Origin of the sequence: Kitasatospora sp. NPDC058218 (assembly GCF_042882445.1) — a bacterium.
Lineage (GTDB): Bacteria > Actinomycetota > Actinomycetes > Streptomycetales > Streptomycetaceae > Kitasatospora.
This window is the reverse complement of sequence record NZ_JBHVWC010000033.1, coordinates 75,269-101,324: the sequence shown is the minus strand read 5'-3', so window position 1 is coordinate 101,324 and position 26,056 is coordinate 75,269. Positions and strand designations below refer to the sequence as shown.

The window sequence follows — 26,056 nt, the reverse complement described above, 5'->3', positions numbered from 1 at the left end:
CTCCAGTCGCTCCCCGTACCAGAACGCCAACTCCCGCTCCTCGGCCTCCTCCCGCTCCGGCGGCAGCTCCTTCTACGGCGACCGGCCCTCCGGCGGCCGGAGCCTCCGTCAGGGCTCGTCCGCTCAGGGCGAGTTCGCGATGCCGGTGAGCACCACCCCGGCACTGCCGGCCGTCGAGGCGTTCGACGAGCTGGACATGCCGAAGGCGTTGCTGTCGGTGCTGACCCGGCAGGGCGTCACCACGCCGTTCCCGATCCAGGCCGCCACGCTGCCGAACTCGCTGGCCGGCCGTGACGTCCTCGGACGTGGCCGTACCGGCTCCGGCAAGACCATCGCGTTCGGTCTGGCCGTGCTGGCCCGCACCGCCGGACAGAAGGCCGAGCCGCGCCGGCCGCTGGCCCTGGTGCTGGTTCCCACCCGTGAGCTCGCCCAGCAGGTCACCGATGCCCTCACCCCGTTCGCCCACGCGGTTCGGCTGCGGATGGCGACGGTGGTGGGCGGAATGTCGATCGGCCGCCAGGCGCAGACGCTGAACCGGGGTGCGGAGGTCGTGGTGGCCACCCCCGGCCGGCTCAAGGACCTGATCCAGCGCGGCGACTGCCAGCTGGACGGGGTCGGCATCACGGTGCTCGACGAGGCCGACCAGATGGCCGACATGGGCTTCCTGCCGCAGGTCACCGAACTCCTCGCCCAGGTCGCCGAGGGCTGCCAGACGATGCTGTTCTCCGCGACCCTGGACCGCAACGTCGACCGCCTGGTGCGGCGCTTCTTGAAGGATCCGGTCACGCACTCGGTTGACCCGTCGGCGGGTGCGGTCAGCACCATGGAGCACCACGTGCTGCACGTGCAGAACTTCGACAAGAACGCCACGATCGCGCACATCGCCTCGCGCGACGGTGGGGTGATCATGTTCATCGACACCAAGCACGGCGCCGACCGCCTCGTGGAGGACCTCCTCGCGAACGGGGTGAAGGCCGCGGCCCTGCACGGCGGCAAGTCCCAGCCCCAGCGCACCCGCACCCTGGAGCAGTTCCGCACCGGCCAGGTCACGGCGCTGATCGCGACCAACGTCGCCGCCCGCGGCATCCACGTCGACGGGCTCGACCTGGTCGTCAACCTCGACCCGCCGGCCGACCACAAGGACTACCTGCACCGCGGCGGGCGCACCGCCCGGGCGGGCGAGTCCGGCACCGTCGTCACGCTGGTGCTGCCCAACCAGCGCCGCGAGATGGCCCGCATGATGACCACGGCCGCCATCACCCCCGTCACCACCCGCGTCAGCGCCGGCGACGAGGAACTGGCCCGCATCACCGGGGCCCGGGTGCCCACCGGCATCCCCACCGTGATCGCGGCCCCCGTCGTCGAACGTCCGCGTCGCAGCGCGTCCACGAGCCGCGGCCGCCGCAGCCGCCCCACCGGCGACACCCGGGTGGCCGCCGGTCGCGACAACCAGGGCTCCTCCGGCCGCCGCCGGGCACCGAGGCGCGTCGCCCTGGCCGCCTAGCGCGTACGTGGGGGCCCGGAATGCCGCCGCAGTCCGGGCCCCACCACCCACCAAGCGCAGAGCAGTCTCGGCCCGCTCCGGCGCACCCGCCGGCCGTCCCACCGCCAGTGCCCTGACTACCGCCGGTCCCGGCGGTGGATACGCGAAGGAGTCTGCCCATGACCATCACCCTCGAACGCCCCGCGACCACCGCCACGGTCGGCGACCTCATGAAATGTCCGGAGCTGCAGGTCAGCGACGATGTCATGGTCGACATGGCGATGGACATCCTGCAGAGTTCCGGCGCCGACCACCTCCTGGTCCGCGACGACGACGGCCGCTGCGCGGGGCTGCTGACCCGCCTGCACCTGGCGCCGTTCCAGGCCCGGTCCTGGTCCACCGAGCGCACCCCAGTGCGCGACATCGTCCTCGACCGGGCCCCGTTCGCCACCGCCGACATGCCCGCCGCCGCGGCGGCCGCCGCCATGCGTTCCCGCGGCCTGGCCGTGTGGCCGGTGGTGGACCACGACGGCCACGCCATCGGCCTGGTCAGCTTCTAGGCCCGGCGCGTCGGCGCCGACGCGCCGGCCATCGCGGCATCCGCCCGCAGCGCGCTTCGCCCCTACCAGCGGATGCGCCGGGCCGGTGCGGCCTCACACGAACCCGAAATCCCCTGCGCGGAAGCGGTCTGCGTGGTCCGCGCCGGTGACGCAGGAACTCGGGCGGCCGGGTCGGTGGAGAACGGTCGGCCGGCGAACCGGAACCGAGGGGCTCGTGTCCCGGGCGGCCTGCGGTGAGCACCTGCTGCTCACCGCGGGCCGGTTTCGTCGGCCTGGATGGCTGGGTCAGGTGTCGGCGGAGGGTTCCTGGCCGTGTTGGGAGCGGCGGAGCTGCTCGTTGATGCGCAGGGCTTCCTCGAGTTGGTCTTCGAGGATGATGATGCGGCAGGCGGCGTCGATGGCGGTGCCCTGGTCGACGAGGTCGCGGGCGCGCATCGCGATCCGAAGCTGGTAACGGGAGTAGCGGCGGTGACCGCCGTCGGAGCGCAGGGGGGTGATGAGGCCCTGCTCGCCGAGGGCGCGCAGGAAGCCGGGGGTGGTGCCGGTCATCTCGGCGGCGCGGCCCATGGTGTAGGCGGGGTAGTCGTCATCGTCGAACGAGCTGACGGCGTCGGGGGTGTGGGGTCGGATGATTGCCGTGGTCACTGCACCTCTTCTTGTTGTTGTGTCCGGGGACGCGCTGAGGGGCCCCGGGGCCGTTGCGGCTCCCGGGGCCCCGAAGGGTTTTACACCATCTGTCGGCCTGTGGCCGACTTCCTCATGTCCGCCTCGCCCCGGGGGAGGGGGCGTGCGGGGATCGCGTATGCGTGACCGGAAACCACCGTCCTTGCCTTGGGGTCTTCGGAATCCGCCCGGGTGATGCCTCACGGGCCGGGCGATCCTGATGGCGCGCTGTCCCCTCCGTTCATCCTCTGTACTGACCGACTACTGCGAACCGCGGGTACTTCCACTACCGGGTACTGCGACCTGCTCGGAACTGCGGTGCTGCTGGTACTGCGAACTGCGTGGTAGTGCCGACTACCCGGTGCTGCTGTGGCGGTCCTGGTGGTCCGCCGGTTCCGGCAGCCAGCCCCGTCGCCCGTCCTGCTCAACCGCTCGGCTTGGAACCCCACTGCCGGACTCCCAGCACGCGCGCCCGCAGTCTTGGGCGCCTTCACTGGGATACCGCGTACTGCGACTGCCGGTACTGCGCAACTCAACTTCACCTGCTGGTAATGCACTTACCGAACTGCGGTACCGCTCGGTGGTGGCCCCTGATACCTGCGGGCCGCCCGGCCCGGTCGCCAGTCCCGTCGCCGTCCTGCACCTGCTGTGGCTCCGGAACTCCGCTACCGCGCCGTCTTTTGCGTCACCTTCTTCACGCCCACCTGCCCGGCGCGTCTTTTGAACTGCGGTACTGCTGGGCGGCGGCCCCTGATACCTGCGGGCCACCCGGCCCGGCCACCGGTCCTGTCGCCTTACTGCACCATCCCTGGCTTCAGGGCCCTGCAACCGTGCCGACCTGCGAACTTCTTTCCTGCTGCCCGCCAGTTCGTGTCTGGCGGGTACCGCTTGACCTCGTCTACGAGAGAAACACTAACCACGGTGTGCGGCAATGTCTACTCCGACGGGCATAGATTTTGCGGTGTCGGTCGGGGAGGTAGTCTTCGCCCCGCGCAGGGCGGGGCAGCCGGTCGCCGCAGCCGCGCCAGGACGGAGGACGCCGCGTCCGGCGGCCACGACGACGAACGAACGGGAGGCGAGCGGTGGAAGGGCAGCAGGCCGCGCGGCAGGTGCGCACCCCCGACCCCGATACCCAGGTGTCGCTGGCGGCGGCCATCGCCGAGGCCGTCCGCGACCGCGACGAGCGGGTCCTGCGCCGGCTTCTGGCCCGCTTCGCCGAGCAGGCCGCCCTCACCGACCTGCCCGCCCTGCGCGACGCCATCGACACCACCGGGCAGCACGGCGACCGCCCGCCGGGAACCCGTTACTGTAGGTGGTCAAGAGCAGTCGCGTCCACGGCGACACACCACAGCGCTCGTCCTTGACGCCGTGACCCGACCGGCGACGTCCGAATCACCATCACGACGCGAGGAGCAGCACGCCCGTCACAGGACGGGTGGATGAGCCTGCGCACGGCCCGCGCCGACGGTCTCGCCGGCGCGGGTGCTCGACCCCGCACGACGCCGTGGGGCGTCAACACGGTCACCCTGGTGCGGGAGTGAGTCCGTTCTTCGGGATGGTCGGGCACCACGTTTTCGGTCGGATCGAGCACCAGTCCAGGCAACCCAGGAGTCCGTCCTCCCGGCGTCGAAGTGACCCGCCCCGACCATCGCAGGCTGCCGCCGGGCCGGCCGGGCTACTTGCGGTCCGAGGTCGACCTCGGCGGTGGGAGTCGATTACGTTTGAGTGAACACCGACGCCCTGGTTCGGGGCACCGAGGAGCCGTCGATGCGCCACTCCGACTCTCAGCACGCCGTGCGGCTGGCCGCCTACGGGACCGTCGCTACCCGCCTGTCCCTGCTGAGCGACCGGCGACTCGGCGAGGTCGTGGCGTCCGCTCCTCCGGTCGGATCCGGCATCGGCGGCAGGTCGGCGGAGCTGGACATCGACGGGACGCGGGTCTTCGTCAAGAGGGTGCCGTTGACGGACGTCGAGACCCGGCCGGAGAACCTCCGGTCCACGGCGAACCTCTTCGGGCTGCCGATGTTCTACCAGTACGGAGTGGGCTCGGCCGGGTTCGGTGCCTGGCGGGAGCTGGCCGTCCACATCATGACCACCAACTGGGTCCTGGGGAGGGAGTACGAGGGCTTTCCCCTGATGTACCACTGGCGCATCCTGCCCGACTCCCCTCCCGAGGGCTTCGTGGACGAGTTCGGGGGCATCGACGGAGCGGTCGCCCACTGGGAGGGCTCTCAGGCCGTACGCGAGCGGCTGGAGGCCATCGGCCGGTCCTCCTGCAGCCTGGTTCTCTTCCTTGAGCACGTGCCGCAGACACTCGGTGGGTGGCTGCACGAGCATCGGGAGCACGCGGCGCCGACTGGCGCCGGCTCTCCCTACGTGTGGGTGGAGGATTCCTTGACGCGGGGTGCGGCGTTCATCAGCTCTCGCGGACTCGTGCACTTTGATGCCCACTTCCGCAACATCCTGACCGACGGCCGGCTGATCTACTTCGCGGACTTCGGACTGGCCTTGAGCTCGGGTTTCGAGCTCTCGACGGCCGAGGAGCAGTTCCTGGCTGACCATCTCGTGTACGACCGCCACTACACCGCGAGCCATCTGATCCACCACCACCTCGTCGACCGCGTTCGGGACGACAGGGAGACGGATGTTTTCCTCCAGGAGTGGATCGCAGGTCGAAGGCCCGACGGTGTTCTGCCGGAGATCGCTGCGATCATCGAGCGGCATGCCCGGGCCGCCGTCGTTCTGGACGGGTTCCACCGCCGGCTGCTTTCAGAGAGCAAGCGGACACCGTTTCCGGGCCCCGAACTCAACCGTGCCACGTGCACAGCCGAGGCGTCGCGCCGCTGACAACCTGTGCCTGTGCCCGAAGGGGCGGGCCCCGGCCACGACTTGTCAGGGAGGCAGCCTGCGCGCCCGCCGCCACGAGCCAGCGACATCCCTGGTGTCTCCAGCATCCCGGACACTCCACCCCGGTCGTGAAGGTCGCTCGATCAGTGGCTCCCGATCTCGCCGGAGAACACGAAGCGCGGTCGAGTGCATCCGCGTCACGAACGGCCTAACCCTGGTGCCGACTTTCATCGACTGGTCCTGCTGTTCAAGGCCGAGCACGCCCGCCGAAAGGACCGGGCGGACTTCGAGACGACCGTCCCGCACATGACCTCGACTCAGCGCCGGCCCCTGGCCGAGCTCCTGGCCCGCGTGCACCCGGGGCACCCCTGGATCGCGGACCTGTAGCCGGTCCTCCACCGGTCGGAGGTCCAAGCCCGGCGAAGAACCTGTTGGACGGGATGCCCGGGGCGCTGCCACAGTCTGCCTGTGACCCCGGCCAGAGGACGTTCCGCAGCAGTTTCGTTGGCCGACGGCCTCGCCCTGCGACAGGCGAGGCCCGCAGATCTTGATCAGATTGGCGCGCTCCTGTCGGAGCGTGGTGAGCCGGACGACGCCATCGATCACCGGCTGGTTGTCAGCGACCCCGACGCGGGCCTGTCCGCCTGCGCCGTGGTCGTCGACGGCGACCGGGTCGTGTCCACCGCTACGCTCCTCGACGAGGAGCTGCGCATCGGAGGCGTCCGGCTGCCCGCCGGCCAGGTGGAACTGGTCGCGACCGCGAGCGAATACGAGGGACGCGGGCTCGTGAGGGCGCTCATGCACTGGGCTCACGAGCGTTCTGCCGCCCGTGGCCACCTCGTCCAGGCGATGATCGGAATCCCGTACTTCTACCGGCTGTTCGGCTACGAGTACGCCATCGACATACCGCAGGCGCTGAACGTGAACGCCTTGCCGCCCGGTGGGGGAACGGCCACGCTCCGAGCCGCCCGGCCCTCCGACGTCCCCGCCATGGCTGCCCTGCAAGCCTCGGCCCAGAGCGGGTTCGATGTGACGATGCCGCACTCGGCGGCGTGCTGGCGATGGCTCCTGGACCACGAGGCGAGCAACCTCTGGGTTCTCGAACATGCCGACACGGTCATCGCCACCGCGCGCACCACGCCTCCCGGTGCGGAGCTGCTCCTGGCCGAGGCCACGGCGCGCGACGAGGCGGCGGCACGGGACCTCCTGAGCGGCGTTGCCGCGTTGGCCCCCGGCGGCCGGATACGGATCGTCCATCGGGCAGGCACCGTGACAGGTGACGCGTGGCAGGAGTTCATCGACCACGAACCGCACCGGAGGGCGGAGCAGTACTACGTCCGCGTCCCGGATGTCGCAGCGCTGCTCGACAGGCTGCGTCCGCTGTTCTGGCAGCGCCTCACCACGGCCGGGACCGACCGCACCGGCCGGGACATCGTCATCTCCACCTTCGGTGCCCACTACCGGATTCCGGTTCTCGCCGACGGGCTCGGTGAGGTCGTCACCGGCGGCGCGATGCAGGCGCCGGGAGCCGTGGGAGGCGTCGGGCTGGCGCCCGACCATCTGGCCGCCCTGCTGTTCGGCCCGTACGGCATCGAGGGGCTGACCCGGATCCGCCCCGACGTCTACGCCGCGGACGAGGAGTTGTTCCGGGTGCTCTTCCCCCCACTCACCGCCGACGTACTCAGCTACTACCTGCCGTACTAGATGATTGATTCCAAGGGGGTCAGTGATCGTAGGCGGTCAGTGACCGCATGACGTGTTGGCCGGTGCGCTGGTTGTGCCAGATTGCGGCGGTCAGGGCAAGGATCCGCTGGAGCACTCGGACGATCACGCCGTCGGGGGTGCGGCCGTGGTGGCGTTCGAGATCGAGTTGCCCCTTGAAGGTCTCGTTGATCGACTCGATGACCTGCCGCAGCGGTTTGAACAGCTGTGCTCCGGCCCGCTCGGCCTCGCCCTTGCGGGCCGGACGCAGCAGTTGGATGCCCAGCTCGGCCAGCTGTGTCTCGAACTCGCGGCCGAAGTAGTTCTTGTCCCCGATCAGCGTTTGCCCGGGGCGGTCGACGGTGAGGGCGGGCTCGGTGGCGAAGATGTCGATCAGGGTCTCACGCTCGTCGGCCTTCGCCCCGGTCAGCGCGAAGGCGATCGGCAGGCCGCTCAAGGTGCATACCAGGTGCAGCCGCAGTCCCCAGAAGAAGCGTGAGTGGCTGGCGCAGTAGCCGTACTGGGCCCATCCCGCCAGGTCGGAACGCTTGACGGTCTCCCGGGAGCGCCCGCACTCGACCGGTGTGGAGTCCACGACCCACACGTCGTCGGTCCACATCGTGGTGTCGGTGGCCAGCTCGCGGCTGGCGTGCCGGATGAGTTCGGCCGCCTTGCGCAGGCGCTTGTTGTAGCCGGGCTGCTTCGGCAAGTACGGGAACAGGTGACGCAGGTGGGTGTGCGCGTGCCGCAGCCACCTCGCCTCGGAAGTGAAACCAAGGAGGGCCTGCATCACCGCGAGAGCCACCAGCTCCGCGTCGGTCAGTCTGGGAGCCAGTCCCACCTTCGGGCGCCACGGTGCCAGTTGCGGCGAAATCTTCAGCAGATCGTCGAGCTGCACGTAGAGTGCAGTCGCGAGGGAGTCCAAGTCAGTCTTCACACACCGACATTGGACTCCCTTGTCCTGCTCTACCGCACAACGGACGCAGTTGGTACCGGTTCGTGTTCAGGTGCTGCGCGCGCGGATGGCGAGGAATGGTGGCAGCTCGGCCCGCTGCGGCTGCGCGGCCGCCACTTGGGCACTTGGGACCGGCTCGGCAGCGGCTTCCAAGACGAAACCGTGCCGGACCAGTGCGGTCAGGTACGTGGACAACGTCCGGTGCTGGTTGCCGGCCCGGCGGGCACCGTCGGGGTTGTCGGAGCGCCAGAAGCCTTCGGTGAGGTAGCTGCCGACGACCCGGCGGGCGGCCCCGTCGGCCGCCTGCGTCCAGGTTGCGTGCGGCGCTTCGAAGCAGGGATGGGGGATGGTGAAGACGAGTGAGCCTTGCGTTACCAGCACTCGCTTCACGGCCGTGAGCGCCGCATCGAGGTTGGGCACGTTGTTCAGGGACAGCCCGGCGGTCACCCAATCGACAGAGTCTGCGACGACTGTGCTCAGTACACATCCGTCGTCGACTGAGTAGATCACTGTGCCGGACTGGCTTGTCTCGGCGGCCCGCGCGTGTTCGATCATGCGTGGTGATGGGTCGATGCCCACGACGGAGGCTCCGCGGGCGGCCACCGCTCGGGCGACGATCCCCTCGCCGCACCCGAGGTCGAGGACGTGATGCCCGTTGAGCTCTTCCGGAAGGTGGTGGAGCAGGACGTCACGGTTGAAATCGTGCATAGCGGAACCGGCCTGCAGCAGTCCCGCATACCAATCGGCGATGGTGTCCCAGGAGTCAGTCATCAAAACCCGGACGGTACTCGCTCCGTTCTTGGCGCCGCCACTGGCTTTCAACTCGCCTCACCCCTTGGAATAGATCATCTAGCCTCCGCCGTTCAGCCGGGCTCGGCTGAACCCGGGTCGACGGCGCTCGTCGGCCGGCTGGGGGTGTGGGGCATACCGAGGGTCCGACGCCGCCCTAGCTGACCGTGTCGCAAATGGATCTCTGGACACAATTGGTTTGTCATGCAAACCTTGTTCCCATGACGACTCACCCTGTCCCGTCCCCGGGCGACCCCCGCCATCTCCTGGCAATGAAGCGGGCCCTGGTCCGGCACGTCCGTCGTGAGCAGCGCGGTGCCTGGTTCGCCCTCCTCGTCTTCGCCGCCGTGCGGATCGGCGCGGCGCCGGTGGTCCGCTACGGCCAGGGCGACCACAGTCCCGGCAGCCTGCCGCCGGCGATGTGGTACTGGCCGGTGGCGCTGGTGCTCGCCTACGGCGCGATCAGCTGGTTCTACCTGCGTCGTGCCGACCGGCTCGGCCTGGGCACCCGGGTCGGACCGTACCTGGCCCTGGGGATCGCCCTGGTCGTGCTCATCACCGTCTACTCGGTCTGGACGGTCATGCACCCCGAGTTCCTCGCCGATCTCCGCGGACCGTCGCCCTTCGCCCCGATCTTCGACAGCACGGTGCTCAGCCCGGCCGGCACGATCGGCCTGGCGCTGCTGCTGCTCGCCCGGATCGAGCGCAGCTGGCCGCTCCTCGCCATCGCCTGCGCCTACCTGGGCGCCATGCTCAGTGCCGGAGACCTTCCCGGCCCGTCGCCGTGGGGGGGCCTCCCGCACATCCTGTTCGAGGGAGGGGTGCTGCTGCTCGGCGGCGTCGGCCTCGCCCTGCTGCAGCGGGTCCAGGGGCGGTCGGCCGCATGACGGAACACCCCACCAGCAGCCTCGACGACGTGGTGCACCAGCGCGTTCGGCTGGGCATCCTCGCGGTGGCCAAGGAGGCCCGGCGGGTGGAGTTCACCTTCCTCCGCAGCACGCTCGGTCTCACCGCCGGCAATCTCTCCCAGCACCTCGCGGTCCTGGAGAAGGCGGGTCTGGTCACGATCGACAAGGGCTACGAGGGCAAACGCGCCCGCACCTGGATCCAGCTCACCAAAGCGGGCAAGAAGGCCCTGCAGGACGAGATCGCGACGCTCAAGACCCTGATCCACCAGCTCGAAGGACCCGGCCCGCACGAAGCGCGCGACGGAGAGGACGACCCCGGTTCCGAAGCCGCTCCCGCTCCGGGCTGAGCTTCTCGTTCGACCTCGTAGGACACTCGACCTGCTGATGCCGGGTCGATTCGATTCAAGCTGTCGACCGCCTGTGCCGGGTCGACGAGGTCCCCGATGTCGTCGGGCCCACTGCATATATGACGATTCGCCCTTGTAGGTACAGTTTCTGTACTTACCAGTCGTTCTGTCGCCAGTTCGTGCTGTCATAGCTCTGCCAGATCCCCCGGCACGCATCGCACTTTCGCGGGAAGGCAGGAAGATGGGCAGATCCACGTTCGCGGCCACGGTGACGGCCGTCGCACTGACGGCTTCGGGGTTGCTCGCCGCCGCAGGGAGCCCGGCCCACGCCGAGGCGGGGCAGGACAACATCGGCATGTACAAGCAGGAGAAGACCCAGTGGTGCTGGGTCGCCTCCGGACTGACGATCGCCAAGTTCCAGGGCTACGGCAGCACGCAGACGGACTTCTGCGACCGCGCCCAGCCCTACTACGGCTGCAACAACCAGCCCGCCACGCTCGACGACATGGCCAAGGGCTGGACCAGTCTCGGCATGACGCACTCCGGCTCGGGCCTGAGCAGTGCGGCCACGTTCAACCAGGTCTACACCGACGTCAAGGCAGCCCGGCCGGTCGCCGCCCGCATCGGGTGGACGTCCGGCGGTGGCCACATGAACGTCGTCTACGGCTTCGACACGTCGAACAACACCATCGGCGTCGCCGACCCGTGGCCGGACACCGCCACCTACACGTGGTGGAACTACGCCGACTACGTCAGCAACAGCTCGTTCAAGTGGACTCACTCCCGGATCGGCATCTCCCGTTAAGGCAGGCGGCATGCACGGAACACGAACGTCCAGCAAGCGGGCGGCCTCCCGCCGCGCCCGCCTGACCACCGTCCTGGTACTGAGCGCATCCGCACTCCTGTCCGTCGCCGGCCCCGCCCGTGCGACCGCGCCCATGGACCCGCTCCCGGCGGACATCCCGGACTACCAGGCCGCCCTCGACCTGGTGAAGTCGGCCGACGTCCGCAACACCGTCTGCCGCTTCCTCGGCGTTCCGGTGCCCCAGGGCGACGAGGCCGGGACGCCGCAGCCGATCCCCGACAAGGCCGACCCGTGCGAGGGCATGCCGGCCTTCACCGTCAACGACCCGCTGGCCCTGAACGAGGTCACCGCCGGCTTCGTCGCGGGGACGTCGCTGCCGATCCCCACCGAGGCGGTCAAGCTGAGTTACCTGGTCTCCGCGCTGAACGCCCCGGTCAACGGGCGGAACGCGACCGTCATGCTCGCCCCCACGCAGGGCGGCGGCTGGCACCTGGCGGCCGTGCGCGAGGGCGACAGCGATGCCACGTACGCGGGGAAGGCCACGGTGGGGACGTTGGTGTTCACCGAGCCGCAGATCTGCGGCTGGTACCAGCTGAAGCTCACCACGGTCGAACCGCTCAACGACCAGGCGCGGCAGGGCCTGGACGGCCGGTCGTCGGTCTCGCTGAGTGACTACCAGAAGCTGCTCAAGGCCCGTTACGCCGACAAGCTGCCCGGCTCGGAGTACGACACCGCGGGCATGTCCAGCGGCTACGGTGCTGCGACGAAGACGGAAGAGGGCTCCTCCTCGACACCCGTGCTCGTCGGCGGTTCGAGCGCGGCCCTGGTGCTCGCGGGCGGTGCCTTCGCCCTCCGCCGCCGGCGTGACACCAGCGGCTGATCCCGGCTCCTTCGCCCCGCCCCTGGCCGTCGGCCGGAGGCGGGGCGAAGCCGTCCCGGCCCGTGCCCGTACCGCTTTTCCGCCTCGACGGAACCGACGGGCCATCACGAACCGGGCTCGGGCGACTGCGTCGAAGCCCCTGATTCGGGGTCGGTAAACCGTTTGCCGACCCGGCGGGCGTGTGCCACTGTTCGGCCTGGATCGGCCGTCGGTCGATGGTGGCATGTCGCTCGCCTCTCAGGGAATTCGCTGAAGAGGCGCAGGAATCACGAGGATCGGTGCCATGGGGAATCAGGACGAAGACGAGTGTCGCCGGTCGTTGGCCGCGGAGCAGGCGAAGAGCCTTGCCGAGACCAATGACTGGGAGCACGTGGACCGGGGGCAGGTCCACCGGGACTGGGACGTGCTGTACAGGGAGATCGCGGCCCGCCTGGACGGCTCCCAGCCCGGGGACGGACAGATCCAGGAGCTCGTTCGCCGGCACTTCGACATAGTGTGCCGATTTTACGTCCCCAGCAGGAAGGCTTACGCCGGCATGGCGCTCTTCTATGCGGAAGACGACGCCATGAGGGGATTTCATGATTCCTACCATCCCAGGATGGTGGAATTCCTGGGCGCTGCCATGAATGTCTTTGCCGAACGGGGGGTCGGATTCGCCCCCGGGGCGGGATCAGAGGCTTCGGCGTAGTCTCCCGAGCCCGGTTCAGGGCGGCCTGTCGGCTCACTGCGATCAGTGCGCCGCGCCCTCCCAGCCCTCCCCGCAGGGGCCTCCACCGAGGGCTTCGGCCACGTTGACCTCACTGCCGTCCGGGGCGACCAGCGGCAGGTACGGGCGGGCGATCTCGATGCTCGCCTGAGGGACGTAGTGGAAGATGAGCGAACGGCGGAAGCGGTCCACGGTGGTGTTGGGCAGCGACCCGTGGACGGTGCTGCCGTGGAAGAACAGGACGTCGCCCGCCCGCATCTCGGTCTGGACGGCGGACAGGCCCTCCGGCGGGCGGACGAGTCCACGGGTGAAGGATTCCGTCAGGTCGGCCTCCTCGGGGCAGGCCACCTCCAGGGTGTGGCTGCCGGGAACCACGCCGAGTCCTCCGTTCGCCGCGTCGCAGTCGTCGATCGCCATCCACGCCGCGACGCAGGTCTCGGGATGCGCGCGGAGGAAGTAGTTGTCCTGGTGCATCGCCTGGCCACGCGCGCCGGGGGGCTTGAAGTAGAACATCGACTGAGCTCCGTACACGGGGCCGACCAGGGCCGTGACCACGTCGAGGATGCGCGGGTCGGTCATGAGCGTGCGGGCGACGCGGCCGATCTCCAGGTCCGGACGGCGATGCGGGTTCATGAAGCGCGGGTACCGGGCGAGGACGTCGTCGGCCGGCACCTCGTCCACGGCACCGACCGCTCGGTGGTCCGTCTCGACCTGGAACATGAACGCTGCCCGGACCGTCTCGACCTCGGCGTCGGACAACAGGCCGTCGACCTGGATCACACCGTCACGCTGGTAGCGTGCGTGCAGGGCGTCGGCGTCGTCGGGTGCGAGCGAGAGTGCGCTGGTAGTCATGGGTCAATCGTCGGGTTCACGAGCGGGTAAGGGCATGGCAGAACCGGTCGACGGCATGGACGATCCTGTCGCAGCCTCACCCCGAGCAGCAGTGACCATCGCGTCCGCGCATGACCGCGTCGTGTGCGGGGAGCTGGACGAGGGCAGCACGTACCGCACGGTGCGATCAGGTGGTACGACCGACTGGGTCCTGTTCGTCACCCTGGCGGGGCGCGGCAGGTTCCGACTGCCCGGGCACCCCGACCTCCTCGCCGGACCTGATCGGATCACGGCTGTCGAACCAGGGACTCCCCACGACTACGGCACCGACCACGAAGCCAGCGGGTGGTCCCTCCGGTGGGCACACCTGAACCCGCGCCCCGACTGGCTCTCCCTGCTCGACTGGCCCACCGCCGCGCCCGGCATCCGGCAGGTGGAGGTGGACGACACCGTGCGGGCCCGCGTCGTTCAGGCCCTCGATCGCGCGATCTCCGCCCGGCGCGCAGGTCTTCGCCGCAGCACGCTCTTCGCCATGAACGCCGTCGAAGAGGCGCTGCTGTGGTGCGACACGCGCAACCCGGGCGGGACGGTCCTCGATCCGCGGCTCCTGACCGTCCTGGAACACATCGGCGACACCATCGAGGAGCCGCACTCGGTCGACTCGCTGGCCCGGATCGGTGGGCTGTCGCCGTCCCGCCTCGCCCACCTCGCCTCGGCGCAGCTCGGCACCGGCCTCATGTCCTACGTGGACCGCCAGCGGATGGACCTGGCCCGTCAACTGCTCATGGTGACCGACCTGCCCGTGGCCACGATCGCCGCCCGAATCGGCTTCACCGACCCGCTGTACTTCTCCCGAAGGTTCCGCGTCGCGACCTCCTTGTCCCCCACCGCCTTCCGACTGCGTGAGCGAGGGAGGACGGAGGAGCGACAGGCCGAGGGGAGGTCTCCGTGCACCGGATCGTGAACCGCGGGACGTACGGGTGTCCGACTCGCCCGGGCCCGGCGGTCCGGCTCCCCGTTCCGGTGGTCGGGATGCGGCCCGGGCGGGCGGGGGGCAGGGTCGAGGTATGAGCGGAGTGGTCGTGCTGGTCGAGCTGGAGTCGTCCACGGAGGTGCTGGACGAGGGGGAGGTCGACGTGGGCGCCCGGATTCGCTGGGTGCACGCGGCGCCGGCCGACCCGGACGTGCCGGAGGACCCGGGGCCGGTCACGTTCTGCGGGATCGACACCGGAGACCTCGAACGGGAGGGCTACCAGCCGTCCGGGCCGGGTGAACCCTGGTACCCGCCGTCCCAGCGCACGCGACGGTGCCGGGAGTGCGAGGCCGTGCTCAGGGCGCTCTGAGCGCGGCGCGCGCCCTGGGCGCGACTGTCCCTCGGGCCTCGGGATGACCGTCCGCTCGTGGGCGGGCCTCCCCGGGCCCGCTGCACCTGGCGGGTCGGACCGGAAGGCCACGGCTCGGTGCCCCGCAGGGCCACGGCGGGTGCCCCGAAGGGCGGCCCCCCGGGGCCGAAGGGGTGGATCGGCGGGCCGACGCCCGAGGGGAAGGAATCCGCCGGGGGTTCAGGGCGTGGGGTCGACGATGTGGCCGTCGCGGAGTTCGATGACGCGATCGGCGAGTTCCATGAGGGTGGGGTCGTGGGTGGCGACGAGGGCCGTGACGCCTTCACTGCGGACGACGGCGCGCAGCAGTTCCATGATGGAGCGGCCGGTTTCGGAGTCGAGTTGGCCGGTGGGTTCGTCGGCGATGATGAGGTCGGGGCGGTTGGCGAGGGCGCGGGCGATGGCGACGCGTTGCTGCTGCCCGCCGGAGAGCTCGGCGGGGCGCTGGTTGGCGTGGTCGGTGAGGCCGACGAGGGCGAGGAGGGTGCGGGCGCGTTCTTCGCGTTCGGCGGCGGGCGTGTTGCGCAGGCGCATCGGGATGCCGACGTTCTCGGTGGCGGTGAGGACGGGGATGAGGCCGAAGGACTGGAAGACGAAGCCGATGCGGTCGCGGCGCAGGGCGAGCCGGCCGTTCTCGTCGAGGTGGTCGAGGTCGGTGCCGTCGAGGGTGATGGTGCCGCCGGTGGGGGTGTCGAGGCCGCCGACGAGGTTGAGGAGGGTGGTCTTGCCGGAGCCGGAGCGGCCCTTGAGGGCGGTGAGTTCGCCGCGGCGGGCGCTGAAGGAGACGCCGCGCAGTGCGTGCACGGTGCGGTCGCCGGTGCCGAAGCTGTGGGTGAGGTCGGTGACGGTGACCATGTCGGTGGTGACGGTGGCGGTCGATTGCTGCGTCATAAGGCGTCCCCCTGGGTGTTCCTCGACTGAAGTGAAGTACTCATGACGGGCGATGAGATTGAAGTGTTCATGGCATATTGGGCGGCCATTGAACCGACCGGCGCCGCCGAGGCGTTGATGATGCATCGGCGGTGCGGATCCGATGAGCTGCTAACGCGGAGAATTTGCTCACTAGTTACATGATTCGCGCAAGTCCCTTCCGTTTGAAGAGTGGATCTGACAGCATCGTCCGCTATCCGGTGATCAAGCGCCGGTGGTCACCGTAGCGGTGCGTGACAGGCGTCCATCCCGTGGCAGGAGTGCACGGACGGAGAAGCCGGACGCGACCGGAATGTACCGGGGGAGGAAAAGGATGCTCGGCTTTGTCGTGCGCCGTCTGCGCGGGCGACTGCCGTTGGCCACCGCCGTCCTGCTCACGGTGTTGATCACCACGGCGGTGCTCACCGCACTGGTGGCGTTCAACCGCACCGTGGGGGAGGCGGGGCTTCGGCAGTCGCTCCAGGGGCCGGGTCAAGCCCGGACCACCGTCCTGGTCAAGGCCGAACACGGCCTGGACAAGCGGGCCGCGGACGACACGGCCGTCGCCGCCTATGCCGACCGGCTCTTCGGAGACCTGCCCGCGCACAGCGAGAGCCTGGCCCGCAGCCGCTCCTACGGCCTCCCGGCCGACGCCGCCGGTGCTCTCGCCCCTGGCGCGGGAGCCCCCGCTGCCGGAGCCGCCGCCCCCGCCGCCGGAGCCGCCTCCACCCAGGCGGCCGGGAGGCCGACCGACCTCACCGTGCTCGCGGCGCTCGACCACAACCGTGTCACCCTGCTGGCCGGGTCGTGGCCCGCCGCTGCCGCCCCGGCCCCGGCCTCGGCCGGAACGGGGCCGGTGCAGGTCGCCGTTCCGCAGACCGCGCTGGTCCGGCTGGGGCTGAGTGCCGGGGCGTTGCCCGCCGAGGTTCGGTTGGACGACCGGCTGAGCGGTGCGCCGCTCACCGTCCGGGTCACGGGTGTCTACCGTGCCGCCGATCTCGCGGACCCGTACTGGCGGCTGGATTCGCTGGGTGGCCACGAGATCCAGGTCGGTGGCTTCACCACCTACGGCCCGCTGCTGGTCGACGACACGGCCTTCACCACGGCGGGCATCCCACAGAACGGCCGGAGCTGGTTGCTCCGGGCGGACTTCGCCGCGGTCCGTGCCACCGAGGCCACCGCCCTCCGGGAGCGGGCCGCCGGCCTCGCCGAGGAGCTGCGAAGGACCGCGGGCCTCCAGGTCTCGACCGAACTGCCGGTGCTCCTGCAGGAGCTGGAGTCCAGCGCCCTGGTCGCCCGGTCGACGCTGCTGATCGGAGCCCTGCAACTGGTGGTGCTCGCTGCCGCCGTGCTGCTGTTGGTGGTCCATCTGATGGCCGCCCGGCAGGTGGGCGAGAACGCCCTGTTGGCCGCGCGTGGCGCGTCCGGCGCGCGGCTGGGGGTGTTCACGGCTGCCGAGTCCTTGCTGCTGGCTCTTCCGGCGGCGGTGCTCGCGCCGCTGTTCGCGCCGCTTCTGCTGCGGGCGCTCGCGGGGTTCGGGCCGTTGTCCCGGGTGCCGTTGGACACCGGGCTGAGCTGGACGCTCTGGCCGGTCGCGGCGGCCTGTGCGCTCGCCTGTGTCGTGTTGACCACCGCGCCCGCCCTGCTGCGTGGTGCCGGTGGTGCGGTGTTGCGCCGGGCGGGGCGGCGTCAGGCGCTCGTGGCGGGGGCGGTGCGTTCGGGCGCGGATCTCGCGGTGGTCGCTCTGGCAGCTCTCGCCTACTACCAACTGTCGCAGTACAGCGGCGGGTTGTCGGCGGACTCGGCCGGGCGGCTGGGTCTGGACCCGGTGTTGATCGCCGCTCCCACCCTGGCGTTGTGTGCGGGGACGCTGTTGGTGCTGCGGCTGTTGCCGTTCGCGGCCCGGTTGGGCGGCAGGTTGGCCGCGCGAAGGCGGGGTCTGGTACCGGCGCTGGTGGGTTGGCAGTTGGCCCGTCGGCCGGGGCGGGCGACGGGGCCGGTGCTGCTGCTGGTGCTGGCGGTGTCGACGGGGGTGTTGGCGCTGGGCCAGCACTCCAGCTGGTCGGCTTCGCAGCGTGACCAGGCGGACTTCGTGACGGCGGGTGGTCTGCGGATCGTCGGTTCGACCACGGCGTCGATGGGGCAGGGCGGCCGGTACGGGGCGCTGCCGGGCGGTGATCGGCTGATACCGGTCGTCCGGCAGGAGAACTCACTGCCGAACGGCGCTGCCGGGCAGTTGCTGGCGCTGGACGCCGCGGGGTTCGCCGACCGGGTGCCGGTGCGGGCGGATCTGCTCGACGGGCAGCGCCCCCGGGAGGTGTTCGCGCCGCTGGCCGAGCCCGCGCCCACCGGGGTCCAGGCCGGGCTGCCGCTGCCGGGCCGCGCCCAGCGGATCGACGTCGACCTCACCAACACGCCGGCGGTGGTGTCCGATTCCCATCCGGATGTGTGGCTGCTGCTGCGCGACCGGTTCGGCGGCACGTTCCGGGCCCCGCTGGCCGGTGTCCCCAACCAGGGCGACGCCGTGGCCACCGCCGATCTCGCGGCGCTCACCGGCTCGCCGGTCGGCTCCGCCGCCGCCCCGCTCACCCTGGCCGGAATGGTCGTCGTGTTCGGTACGGATCGCACCCCCGCGCTCGTCGGTGATCTGACCCTCCGGGGGATCCGCGTCTCCGACACCGCGACCGGGCCGGCCACTCCCGTCACCGCACCGGCCGGCCTCGCCTGGAGCACCGTCGCCCCCGCCGGCGCGGAGACGTCGGCGTCCACGGTCGTTCCCGCCGGAGCGGGGGAGCAGCAGCTGCTCAAGCTCCGCTACCAGAAGGGGCGCGGCGGCGTCGACAGCGTTCAGGCCAATGTCGCTCCCGCCGGCGCCCCGGTCCCGAACGTCGTCTCCGGGGTCGCCACGCACGCCTACCTGACCGCCGTCGGAGCGGCGGTCGGCGACATCGTCAAGGTGCCGTTCGCCGGCGCCGTTCTGCAGGTCAAGGTCACCGGCGTGGTCCAGTCCCTGCCCGTGGCCGGGGACACGGCGATCGTCCTCGACCTCGCCACCACCGGGCGGCTGCTCGCCACCTCGGGCCGCCAGTTGCCGGCCACCTCCGAGTGGTGGCTGCCGGCCACCGGCTCGGGGGACGAGGTGCCCGCCGCGGCCGCCGCCAAGCTGCGCGCCGAACCGGGCGGCCAGCAACTGCTGCTGCGCGACGAGGTGGCGGCCGATCTGCTCGCCGACCCGCTCAGCGCCGCCCCGCAGAGTGCGCTCGCCGCGATCGCCCTGGTCAGCACCGTTCTGGCCGCGATCGGCTTCGCCGCCGCCTCGGCGGCCTCCGCCCGCGAACGCGCCGGGGAGTTCACCGTGCTGCTCGCGCTCGGCACGCCACGGCGGTGGCTGCGATGGACGGTCGCTGCCGAGCAGGGCGTCCTGGTCGGTCTCGGCAGCCTCGTCGGGCTGGCCCTGGGCGGCCTGATCGTCCACCTGATCGTGCCGCTGGTGGTGCTCACCCCGGCCGCCCGCCGGCCGGTGCCCGAGCTCCTGGTCGACCTGCCGCTCGGCCAGGCCGTGCTGCTCGCGGCCGCGATCACCGCCGTTGCCCTGCTGTCGGCCTCCCTCAGCGGAGGTCGCCGTCGAGACGTGGCCGCCCGGCTGCGGCACGTGGAGGAGATGTGACCACCCCGGCCGGCACCGGTACGCCCGGCACCCCCAGCCCCGCCGGCGCCGACCGGGGCGCCGGGTACCGGCCCGCGCCCTGGGTGCGGACCAGGCTGCGCTCGGCGCCGCTGGCCGCCGGGCTCATGGCGCTGCTCGCCTTCGGCACCGTCTTCCTGGCCGCCGCCTTCCCCCGCGCCGTTGACCGGGGGACGGACGAAGCGCTGCGCGAGTACCTGAAGGACCGCGGCCCGTCCTGGACCAGCATGCTGGCCACGTCGAGCCACCGCCTCGGCGAGGCCGACCTCGACAAGGTGGCAGAGAAGCTCACGTCGTACCCGAAGGAGACGTTCGGGATCGCGGCGAGCGGCCCGGTGTACGGAACGCGCGGCAACAAGCCGCGCAAGATGTGGAACCCCGGGTTCGCCACCCTCGGCGAGGCGAAGCCCGTGCTCGACCTGCTCTACACGCACGGCATCACCGACCGCGTCACCCTGGTGGAAGGCCGCTGGCCCGCCCCGCCGGAGCCGGGCGAGGGTGTCGCCAAGCCGGTCGCGATCGCGCTCAGCAAGAGCGGCGCCGACACCATCCGCATCCACGTGGGCGACATCATCGACGGTGGGACCTCCCCCTCCGGGGGCCGGTTCCAGGCCGAGGTGGTCGGCCTCTACACGGCCGACGACCCGAGCGACCGGTACTGGTACGACCTGCCGTGCCCCGAGCGGGCCTGTGTGGAGGGTGCCAAGGAGCTGTACTGGCACACCGCCGGCGTGGTCTCGCCCGGGGCGATGGACCTGATCGCCCCGTGGGGAGGCGGCGCGACCGACTTCTGGCGGCTGCCGATCGACACCGCCGCCCTGCGCGCCGATCAGTTGGACCGGACCGGGGAGGAGATCTCCTCCTACGTCGGCGGCCCCACCGCCACGCGCCTGTCCGTCGCCACCGGGCGCGAGGACCTGCGGATCGGCTCGGAGCTGCCGCAGCTGTTCCAGCAGGCCATCGCCCGGCACGATGCGGCCGCGCCGTTGGCGGCGATCGGTCCGGCCGGGCTGGCCGGTGTCGCCGCGGTGGTGCTCTGTCTGGCGGCGGGTCTGACCGGGGACCGGCGGGTCGGCGAGCTCCGGTTGCTCCAGGCCCGTGGCGGGTCGCGGGGCGGGGTGTTGCGCCGGCTGCTCGGCGAGGGCGCGGTGACGGTGCTGCCGGCCGGGCTGCTGGCGACGGCCTCGGCGCTGTGGCTGTTGCCGACGCCGCGCTGGTCGGGTTCGCTGCTGGCGGCCCTGGCCGTTCTGCTGCTCGCGCTGCTGGGCTTTCCGGCCCGGGCGGCGCTGCTCTGGTCCGCGCCGCGTGCCCCGGGTTCGGGCGGGCGGCGTCGGCTGGTCGGCGAACTCGTCGTCCTGGCCGTCACGGTCGCGGCGGTGCTGGAGGTCCGGCGCCGGGGGGTCGTCCCGCCGGGGGAGGGGCTGGATCCGATGCTGGTGGCGGCTCCGCTGCTGCTGGCCCTGACGGGCGGCCTGGTGCTGGCGCGGCTCCAGCCGGTGCTGGTGGGTGCGCTCGCCCGGGTGGCCGGCCGGGGTTCGGGGCTGATCGGGTTCCTCGGTCTGGCCCGGGCCGCGCGCGGGACCGGCGGCCGGCCGCGCCCGTCCGTGCTGCCGCTGCTCGCGCTGATGCTCGCGGTGACCACGGCGGGGTTCGGAGCCACCGTGCTGGACGCCGTCGACCGTGACCGCGCGCACGCCGCCCGGAGCGCGGTCGGCGCCGACGCGGCCGTCGGGATGCCGTCCGGTGCCGTCCTCCCGCCCGCCTTCCTCGCGGCGGCCGCCGCCCTGCCCGGGGTGCGGACGGCCACCGGCGTCTGGTGGGAGAGCGAGGTGTTCCTCCTCGGCGCCGACAGCGGGCTCGTCCGGGTCAGCGCGCTGGTCGTCGACCCGGTGGCGTACGCGGAGCTGTCCCGGACCGTCGGGCGCGGCGCGTTCGACCCGGCCGTCCTCGCGGGCGACGGCGGCGGGACCGACAGTCCCGTGCCGGCTCTGTTCAGCACCGAGATCGCGAAGAAGATCACCGACGGGAATTACCGCCTGCGGATGCCCAACGGGAAGGAGCTCCTCGCGAAGTCGGCCGGCACCGTCGACGGCACACCGGCGCTGGAGGAAACGACCCGACGATTCGTCGTGCTGCCGTCCGGCCCCGTGACCGCGAGCTTTCCCGAACTCGGCCAGGCCAACCTCTGGTTCGCCACCGGTGACATCGACGAGCGGCGGCTGAAGGGGCTGGTGCGCGAGCTGGAACCGATGAGGATCGGCGGCGTAGCCCCGGGCTCCACGACCGGCGCCGCGACCGCAGCCTCACCGACCGCTGCCTCACCTTCCGCCCCCGCCCCCGCCCCCGCCGCGTCCGGCCCGGCGCCGGCGGCCCAGGCCCCCGCGGACACCGATCCCGACGCGGTACCGACCGGGTACGTGGTCCGGACCAGCGCCGCCCGGGCCGCCGAGCTCGCCACCGATCCGCTTCAGCTGTCGGCCGCGCGGCTGTTCTGGGCCGCGGTGATCGGCGCCGCCGGCTTCGCCCTGCTCGCCGTCCTGCTGACGCTGCTCCGGGCCGCCCCCGAACGGGTGGCCGTGCTGGCGCGGTTGCGCACGATGGGCCTGCGGCCCCGGCAGGGTTTGGCGCTGATCGTCGCCGAGACTCTGCCGCAGACGCTCGCCGCGGCGGTCGGCGGAGGAGTGGTCGCGCTCGCCGCGGTCGCCCTGCTCGGTCCGGCGATCGACCTGTCCGCACTGGTCGGTGCCCCGGTTCCGGCCGGCCTGAAGCCCGCGGTGCTGCCCGTCCTGTTCCAGGTCCTCGGGCTGGCGGCGCTGGTCACGGCCGGTGTGCTCGCCGAGGCGCTGATCTCCGGCCGACGCCAGATCAGCACCGAGCTGCGGGCGGGGGAGCAGCGTTGACCACGGTTCGGGCGGCGCGGTCGGCCCGGCGGGACGGCCGGTCGGTCAGGCCGGCCGACCCCGACGCACCCGACCCGGCGGGCGGCGACGAAGCACGCCACCGGGTGACCGGCAAGGGAATCAACTCGCGGCTACCGCGACCAGGAGCGCACCCAGGCGCAGCGGCGACAGGAGATCAGTGGTGAACGGTGGCTTCGAGGGTCGGGCGGTTGTCCAGGCCCCGACTCTTCAGGAGTTGCAGGACCGGGCGTTGGCGGCTGCGGCGCCGAGGGCGCACGCGGCGGATGCGGCGATCGTGTGCGAGCGGTTGGTGCGGATCTTCAGTGCCGAGGGTGTGGAGGTGCAGGCGCTCCAGGGCCTTGAGTTGACGATCCGTCAGGGCGATCTGGTCGCTCTGGTGGGTGCGTCGGGCAGCGGCAAGTCGACGCTGTTGACGATCCTGGCGGGGCTGGACGTGCCGACGGCCGGGACGGCGACCGTCGCGGGCTGCGACCTGCTGGAGATGTCGACCCGGGAGCGGCTGCGCTACCGCCGTGAGGTGGTCGGGTTCATCTGGCAGCAGACCGCCCGCAACCTGCTGCCCTTCCTCACCGCCGCCGAGAACATCGCCCTGCCGATGCAGCTGCGCGGCCGCGCCGGCGGCGCCGCCCGCTCCAAGCAGCAGGCGGCCCGGGTCGCCGAACTCCTGGAGGCGATGGAGCTGGGCGACCTCGCCCACCGCCGCCCCGCCGAACTCTCCGGCGGCCAGCAGCAACGCGTGGCCATCGCCGTGGGCATGGCCAACAACCCGCCCGTCCTGCTCGCCGACGAGCCCACCGGCGAACTCGACTCCGAGACCGCCGCCGGTATCTTCGAAGCCTTCCGCACCGTCAACCGCGAACTCGGCGCGACCGTCGTCATCGTCACCCACGACCCCATGGTCGCCGCCGAGGTCCGCCGCACCGTCGCCATCCGCGACGGCCGTACCAGCAGCGAGGTGCTGCGCCGGACGGTCACGGACGAGCACGGCGAGGAGTCGGTGAACGAGCGTGAGTACGTGATGCTCGACCGCACCGGCCGGGTGCAGCTGCCGGTCAAGTTCCTGGAGGCCCTGGGCATGGAGCACCGGGTGGCCGTCGATCTGGGCGCCGACCACATCGCGGTGCGCCCGGACGACATCGCCGGCCACTGACGGACGGGTGCCCGGCCCCGCGGCACCGGGGCCGGGCGCGGTGGGATACTGAACCGAACGTTCCGGGGCGAGAGGTGCCGCATGAGCAGCCGAGTGAGGGTGCTGAGGAAGCAGAACCGGCTGAGCCTGGAGGCGCTGGCGGCGCAGGTCGGGGTGACCAAGAGCTACCTCTCCAAGGTGGAGCGGGGGCTCAGCGATCCCTCCATCTCGACCGCCCTCAAGCTGGCGCACGCACTGAAGGTCGACGTCGGCCGGCTGTTCTCGGAGGACGTGGAGCCGGAGCTGATCACGGTGGTCCGGGCCGGCGAGCGGACGCCGATGGCCGACGGGGCCGGCCCCGGCGCCCCGCACTACGAGGGCATCGCGACCGGCCTCAGCGGCAAGCAGATGGTGCCGTTCATGATGTACCCGCCGGTCGAGCTGGGCGACTCGCCCTTCAAGTCCCATGCGGGCGAGGAGTTCTTCTTCGTGCACGCCGGGACGGTCGAGCTGGAGTTCCCCGAGCGGACGGTCGAGCTCGCCCCGGGGGACAGCGTCTACTTCAACTCGGCGCTGCCGCACCGCTGCCGGAGCACCGGCCCGGCGCCGGCCGCGATCCTCGTGGTGATCCACGACGACCCGGCCGGCCCGTCGGACCGGGTGCCCAGCCTGCCCTGACGGTGGGTCAGTCCAGCGTCGCGAGCAGTTCGGCGAGGCGGAGTGTGCGCTCGTCGTCCAGCGGCAGCAGCGGGTGGCGCGGCTCCCCGACGTCCAGGCCGCGCAGGGCCAGGCCGGCCTTGACGGTGGTGGGGAGTCCGCCCCGCAGGATGAACTGCAGGAGGGGCAGCTGGCGGTAGAAGGCCTGCCGGGCGGCGTCGAGGTCGCCGACCCGCACCGCCCGGTGGAGCTCCAGGACCGCCCCGGGGATCAGGCAGGGCGCGGCCGTGCACCAGCCGGCCGCGCCGGCGGCGAACGCCTCCAGGGCCAGCGGGTTGCTGCCGTTGAAGAACGGCAGTTCGCCACCGGTGAGCTGGGTGAGCCGGTGCATCCGCTGCACGTCGCCGCTGCTCTCCTTCACCATGGTGATGTTCTCGACCCGTTCGACCAGTGAGACCATCAGCTCGGGGGAGAGGTCGACGCCGCTGGTGGCGGGATTGTTGTAGATCATCACGGGGACGGAGACGGCGCCCGCGACCTCGGTGAAGTGGCGGGTGATCTCGCGCTCGTCCAGCTTCCAGTAGGACAGCGGCAGCACCATCACGGCGTCGGCGCCCACCTGTTCGGCGAACCGGGCGCGGCGGACGGCCTTGCGGGTGGTGAGGTCGGCGATGCCCACCACGGTGGGCACCCGCCCGGCCACCGCGGCCACCGAGGCCTCGGCGGCGGTGAACCACTCCTGGTCGTCGAGGTAGGCGCTCTCCCCGGTCGAGCCCAGCGGTGCGACGGCGTGGCAGCCGGCGTCGACCAGCCGGTCGATCAGGGTGGTGAGGCGCGCGAGGTTGATACCGCCGTCGGCGGGGGCGAACGGGGTCACCGGGTACGCGATGATCCCCTCCAGGGTCGGACCGGCCATCTCAGGCACCGCCTTCCGGGGCGAAGGCGTCGAGCGCGTCGCCGTGGCCGGCCCGCAGGGCACGGCGGGCGTAGTAGCCGAAGGAGGCCTGGCCGCGCTTGGGGGTGGAGATCCAGTCGTGTGCCTCGCGGGCCAGCAGGTCGGGGATCTCCCGGATGCGGCCGGCCGCCGAGGCCAGCAACTGGAGTTCGGCGGCCCGCTCGAACAGCACGGCGAGGACGCAGGACTCCTCGACGCTGCCGGTGGCCACCAACTGCCCGTGGTGGGCGAGGAGCAGGGCGCGCTTGTCGCCGAGCGCGGCCGTGATGATCTCGCCCTCCTCGTTGCCGACCGGGATGCCGGGCCACTTCTCCAGGAACGCGCAGTCGTCGTAGAGCGGGCAGAGGTCCATGTGCGAGACGACCAGTGGTGTCTCCAGCATCGACAGCGCGGAGATGTGCAGGGGGTGGGTGTGGATGATGCAGTCGACGTCCGGGCGGGCCCGGTACACCCAACTGTGGAAGCGGTTGGCGGGGTTGGCCATGCCCTCGCCGGCCAGGACGTTCAGGTCCTCGTCCACCAGCAGCAGGTTGGACTCGGTGATCTCGTCGAAGCCGAGCCCCAGCCGCTGGGTGTAGTAGGTGCCGGGTTGTTCGGCGCGGGCGGTGATCTGGCCGGCCAGGCCGGAGTCGTGCCCGGCGTCGAACAGGATCCGGCAGGTGAGCGCGAGCTTCTGCCGGGTGGTCCAGCCGTTGTCGGGGATGGCGGTCTGCATTCTGCGGTGGGCGAGTTCCACCAGCTCCGCCTTGGCGGCGGTGAGGGTCTCTGCCATGGCCGTGCTTTCTCCTTCGTGCGGGAACGCCCGGGTGCGGCACGGCCGTTGGGCAGGCGGCGGCGCCGTGCCACCCGCCGGGGAGGCGGGCGAGGACACGTTGTTCACCTTAGGACACGATGTGTCCTACCGTCGACACCGCACACGTGATCGGACCGCCGGCCCGCACCT

At 71.5% G+C, this 26,056-nt stretch carries 23 protein-coding genes; 16 read left to right on the top strand and 7 right to left on the bottom strand.

The genetic code is table 11. The features are described 5' to 3' along the window. Positions 1-1,504: DEAD/DEAH box helicase (locus ACFVYI_RS21620; protein ID WP_387887940.1), on the top strand; the 1,504-nt coding region annotated here is incomplete at its 5' end. Positions 1,505-1,662: 158 nt separating this feature from the next. After that, the gene (locus ACFVYI_RS21615; RefSeq protein WP_387887937.1) at positions 1,663-2,043 is read left to right on the top strand and encodes a CBS domain-containing protein; all 381 of its coding nucleotides are present in this window, start codon (positions 1,663-1,665) and stop codon (positions 2,041-2,043) included. Between the two features lie 285 nt (positions 2,044-2,328). Here the strand turns inward: ACFVYI_RS21615 and ACFVYI_RS21610 are convergent, their stop codons facing one another. Beyond that, positions 2,329-2,610 (bottom strand): MerR family transcriptional regulator, encoded by a 282-nt coding sequence (locus tag ACFVYI_RS21610; protein ID WP_387887953.1) that lies wholly within the window; start codon positions 2,608-2,610, stop codon positions 2,329-2,331. Positions 2,611-3,788: 1,178 nt separating this feature from the next. On the opposite strand from ACFVYI_RS21610, the gene ACFVYI_RS21605 reads away from it, so the two are divergent. The 3 genes from ACFVYI_RS21605 to ACFVYI_RS21595 all read left to right on the top strand — a co-directional run bounded on the left by ACFVYI_RS21605 (position 3,789) and on the right by ACFVYI_RS21595 (position 7,257). Further along, positions 3,789-4,070, top strand: coding sequence for a hypothetical protein (locus ACFVYI_RS21605; RefSeq protein ID WP_387887934.1), 282 nt, complete (start codon positions 3,789-3,791; stop codon positions 4,068-4,070). Positions 4,071-4,473: 403 nt separating this feature from the next. Continuing rightward, positions 4,474-5,553 carry a protein kinase family protein gene (locus ACFVYI_RS21600; RefSeq protein WP_387887951.1) on the top strand — a complete coding sequence of 360 codons (1,080 nt, stop codon included), beginning with the start codon at positions 4,474-4,476 and terminating at the stop codon, positions 5,551-5,553. Positions 5,554-6,057: 504 nt separating this feature from the next. Further along, the gene (locus ACFVYI_RS21595; RefSeq protein WP_387887932.1) at positions 6,058-7,257 is read left to right on the top strand and encodes a GNAT family N-acetyltransferase; all 1,200 of its coding nucleotides are present in this window, start codon (positions 6,058-6,060) and stop codon (positions 7,255-7,257) included. A 19-nt stretch (positions 7,258-7,276) separates the two neighbouring features. On the opposite strand, the gene ACFVYI_RS21590 is transcribed toward ACFVYI_RS21595, so the two are convergent. Together ACFVYI_RS21590 and ACFVYI_RS21585 are read right to left on the bottom strand one after the other, a co-directional pair. Then, positions 7,277-8,191, bottom strand: a complete 915-nt coding sequence (locus ACFVYI_RS21590) for an IS982 family transposase (protein WP_387887929.1) — start codon at positions 8,189-8,191, stop codon at positions 7,277-7,279. 66 nt (positions 8,192-8,257) lie between these two features. Next, the gene (locus ACFVYI_RS21585; RefSeq protein ID WP_387887927.1) at positions 8,258-8,980 is read right to left on the bottom strand and encodes a class I SAM-dependent methyltransferase; all 723 of its coding nucleotides are present in this window, start codon (positions 8,978-8,980) and stop codon (positions 8,258-8,260) included. Positions 8,981-9,219: 239 nt separating this feature from the next. Here ACFVYI_RS21585 and ACFVYI_RS21580 point away from each other — a divergent pair, with 239 nt between their 5' ends. The 5 genes from ACFVYI_RS21580 to ACFVYI_RS21560 all read left to right on the top strand — a co-directional run bounded on the left by ACFVYI_RS21580 (position 9,220) and on the right by ACFVYI_RS21560 (position 12,626). Further along, positions 9,220-9,885: a hypothetical protein gene (locus ACFVYI_RS21580; RefSeq protein ID WP_387887925.1), complete on the top strand. Its 666-nt coding sequence runs from the start codon at positions 9,220-9,222 to the stop codon at positions 9,883-9,885. Next, positions 9,882-10,253, top strand: coding sequence for a winged helix-turn-helix domain-containing protein (locus ACFVYI_RS21575; protein ID WP_387887923.1), 372 nt, complete (start codon positions 9,882-9,884; stop codon positions 10,251-10,253). The genes ACFVYI_RS21580 and ACFVYI_RS21575 overlap by 4 nt, the downstream gene beginning before the upstream one ends. Before the next feature lie 241 nt (positions 10,254-10,494). Continuing rightward, a complete protein-coding gene (locus ACFVYI_RS21570) occupies positions 10,495-11,058 on the top strand; it encodes a papain-like cysteine protease family protein (RefSeq protein WP_387887921.1) in 564 nt (187 codons plus the stop codon). Between the two features lie 10 nt (positions 11,059-11,068). Then, positions 11,069-11,938 (top strand): hypothetical protein, encoded by an 870-nt coding sequence (locus ACFVYI_RS21565; RefSeq protein WP_387887919.1) that lies wholly within the window; start codon positions 11,069-11,071, stop codon positions 11,936-11,938. 283 nt (positions 11,939-12,221) lie between these two features. After that, complete coding sequence (locus ACFVYI_RS21560; protein WP_387887916.1) at positions 12,222-12,626, top strand: TipAS antibiotic-recognition domain-containing protein; 405 nt, start codon at positions 12,222-12,224, stop codon at positions 12,624-12,626. A gap of 42 nt (positions 12,627-12,668) precedes the next feature. Here ACFVYI_RS21560 and ACFVYI_RS21555 read toward each other — a convergent pair whose 3' ends face one another. After that, positions 12,669-13,496, bottom strand: a complete 828-nt coding sequence (locus tag ACFVYI_RS21555; RefSeq protein ID WP_387887915.1) for a phytanoyl-CoA dioxygenase family protein — start codon at positions 13,494-13,496, stop codon at positions 12,669-12,671. A 91-nt stretch (positions 13,497-13,587) separates the two neighbouring features. Between ACFVYI_RS21555 and ACFVYI_RS21550 the strand changes: the two genes are divergently transcribed. Together ACFVYI_RS21550 and ACFVYI_RS21545 are read left to right on the top strand one after the other, a co-directional pair. Next, positions 13,588-14,439 carry a helix-turn-helix domain-containing protein gene (locus ACFVYI_RS21550; RefSeq protein ID WP_387887912.1) on the top strand — a complete coding sequence of 284 codons (852 nt, stop codon included), beginning with the start codon at positions 13,588-13,590 and terminating at the stop codon, positions 14,437-14,439. A gap of 103 nt (positions 14,440-14,542) precedes the next feature. Continuing rightward, entirely contained in the window at positions 14,543-14,818 is a 276-nt protein-coding gene (locus ACFVYI_RS21545) for a hypothetical protein (RefSeq protein ID WP_387887910.1), read from the top strand. A 219-nt stretch (positions 14,819-15,037) separates the two neighbouring features. Here ACFVYI_RS21545 and ACFVYI_RS21540 read toward each other — a convergent pair whose 3' ends face one another. After that, positions 15,038-15,748 carry an ABC transporter ATP-binding protein gene (locus ACFVYI_RS21540; RefSeq protein ID WP_387887907.1) on the bottom strand — a complete coding sequence of 237 codons (711 nt, stop codon included), beginning with the start codon at positions 15,746-15,748 and terminating at the stop codon, positions 15,038-15,040. A gap of 352 nt (positions 15,749-16,100) precedes the next feature. Here ACFVYI_RS21540 and ACFVYI_RS21535 point away from each other — a divergent pair, with 352 nt between their 5' ends. The 4 genes from ACFVYI_RS21535 to ACFVYI_RS21520 all read left to right on the top strand — a co-directional run bounded on the left by ACFVYI_RS21535 (position 16,101) and on the right by ACFVYI_RS21520 (position 24,179). Further along, positions 16,101-19,433 (top strand): FtsX-like permease family protein, encoded by a 3,333-nt coding sequence (locus ACFVYI_RS21535; RefSeq protein ID WP_387887905.1) that lies wholly within the window; start codon positions 16,101-16,103, stop codon positions 19,431-19,433. Continuing rightward, positions 19,430-22,351, top strand: coding sequence for a hypothetical protein (locus tag ACFVYI_RS21530; protein WP_387887902.1), 2,922 nt, complete (start codon positions 19,430-19,432; stop codon positions 22,349-22,351). Before ACFVYI_RS21535 ends, ACFVYI_RS21530 begins: the two co-directional genes overlap by 4 nt. Before the next feature lie 181 nt (positions 22,352-22,532). Continuing rightward, on the top strand, positions 22,533-23,522 hold the full coding sequence (locus tag ACFVYI_RS21525; RefSeq protein WP_387887900.1) for an ABC transporter ATP-binding protein: 990 nt from the start codon (positions 22,533-22,535) through the stop codon (positions 23,520-23,522). An 81-nt stretch (positions 23,523-23,603) separates the two neighbouring features. After that, positions 23,604-24,179 (top strand): helix-turn-helix domain-containing protein, encoded by a 576-nt coding sequence (locus ACFVYI_RS21520; RefSeq protein ID WP_387887897.1) that lies wholly within the window; start codon positions 23,604-23,606, stop codon positions 24,177-24,179. Between the two features lie 7 nt (positions 24,180-24,186). Here the strand turns inward: ACFVYI_RS21520 and ACFVYI_RS21515 are convergent, their stop codons facing one another. Continuing rightward, positions 24,187-25,074 (bottom strand): dihydrodipicolinate synthase family protein, encoded by an 888-nt coding sequence (locus ACFVYI_RS21515; protein ID WP_387887895.1) that lies wholly within the window; start codon positions 25,072-25,074, stop codon positions 24,187-24,189. A 1-nt stretch (position 25,075) separates the two neighbouring features. After that, positions 25,076-25,885, bottom strand: a complete 810-nt coding sequence (locus ACFVYI_RS21510) for an aldolase (RefSeq protein WP_387887893.1) — start codon at positions 25,883-25,885, stop codon at positions 25,076-25,078. Positions 25,886-26,056: the final 171 nt, after the last annotated feature.

Excerpts from the sequence above, each read along its gene's own strand:
- ACFVYI_RS21615 (WP_387887937.1), top strand. The coding sequence starts at position 1,663 with ATGACCATCACCCTCGAACGCCCCGCGACCACCGCCACGGTCGGCGAC.
- ACFVYI_RS21610 (WP_387887953.1), bottom strand. The coding sequence starts at position 2,610 with ATGGGCCGCGCCGCCGAGATGACCGGCACCACCCCCGGCTTCCTGCGC.
- ACFVYI_RS21600 (WP_387887951.1), top strand. The coding sequence starts at position 4,474 with ATGCGCCACTCCGACTCTCAGCACGCCGTGCGGCTGGCCGCCTACGGG.
- ACFVYI_RS21585 (WP_387887927.1), bottom strand. The coding sequence starts at position 8,980 with ATGACTGACTCCTGGGACACCATCGCCGATTGGTATGCGGGACTGCTG.
- ACFVYI_RS21580 (WP_387887925.1), top strand. The coding sequence starts at position 9,220 with ATGACGACTCACCCTGTCCCGTCCCCGGGCGACCCCCGCCATCTCCTG.
- ACFVYI_RS21575 (WP_387887923.1), top strand. The coding sequence starts at position 9,882 with ATGACGGAACACCCCACCAGCAGCCTCGACGACGTGGTGCACCAGCGC.
- ACFVYI_RS21570 (WP_387887921.1), top strand. The coding sequence starts at position 10,495 with ATGGGCAGATCCACGTTCGCGGCCACGGTGACGGCCGTCGCACTGACG.
- ACFVYI_RS21565 (WP_387887919.1), top strand. The coding sequence starts at position 11,069 with ATGCACGGAACACGAACGTCCAGCAAGCGGGCGGCCTCCCGCCGCGCC.
- ACFVYI_RS21560 (WP_387887916.1), top strand. The coding sequence starts at position 12,222 with ATGGGGAATCAGGACGAAGACGAGTGTCGCCGGTCGTTGGCCGCGGAG.
- ACFVYI_RS21555 (WP_387887915.1), bottom strand. The coding sequence starts at position 13,496 with ATGACTACCAGCGCACTCTCGCTCGCACCCGACGACGCCGACGCCCTG.
- ACFVYI_RS21545 (WP_387887910.1), top strand. The coding sequence starts at position 14,543 with ATGAGCGGAGTGGTCGTGCTGGTCGAGCTGGAGTCGTCCACGGAGGTG.
- ACFVYI_RS21540 (WP_387887907.1), bottom strand. The coding sequence starts at position 15,748 with ATGACGCAGCAATCGACCGCCACCGTCACCACCGACATGGTCACCGTC.
- ACFVYI_RS21535 (WP_387887905.1), top strand. The coding sequence starts at position 16,101 with ATGCTCGGCTTTGTCGTGCGCCGTCTGCGCGGGCGACTGCCGTTGGCC.
- ACFVYI_RS21520 (WP_387887897.1), top strand. The coding sequence starts at position 23,604 with ATGAGCAGCCGAGTGAGGGTGCTGAGGAAGCAGAACCGGCTGAGCCTG.
- ACFVYI_RS21515 (WP_387887895.1), bottom strand. The coding sequence starts at position 25,074 with ATGGCCGGTCCGACCCTGGAGGGGATCATCGCGTACCCGGTGACCCCG.
- ACFVYI_RS21510 (WP_387887893.1), bottom strand. The coding sequence starts at position 25,885 with ATGGCAGAGACCCTCACCGCCGCCAAGGCGGAGCTGGTGGAACTCGCC.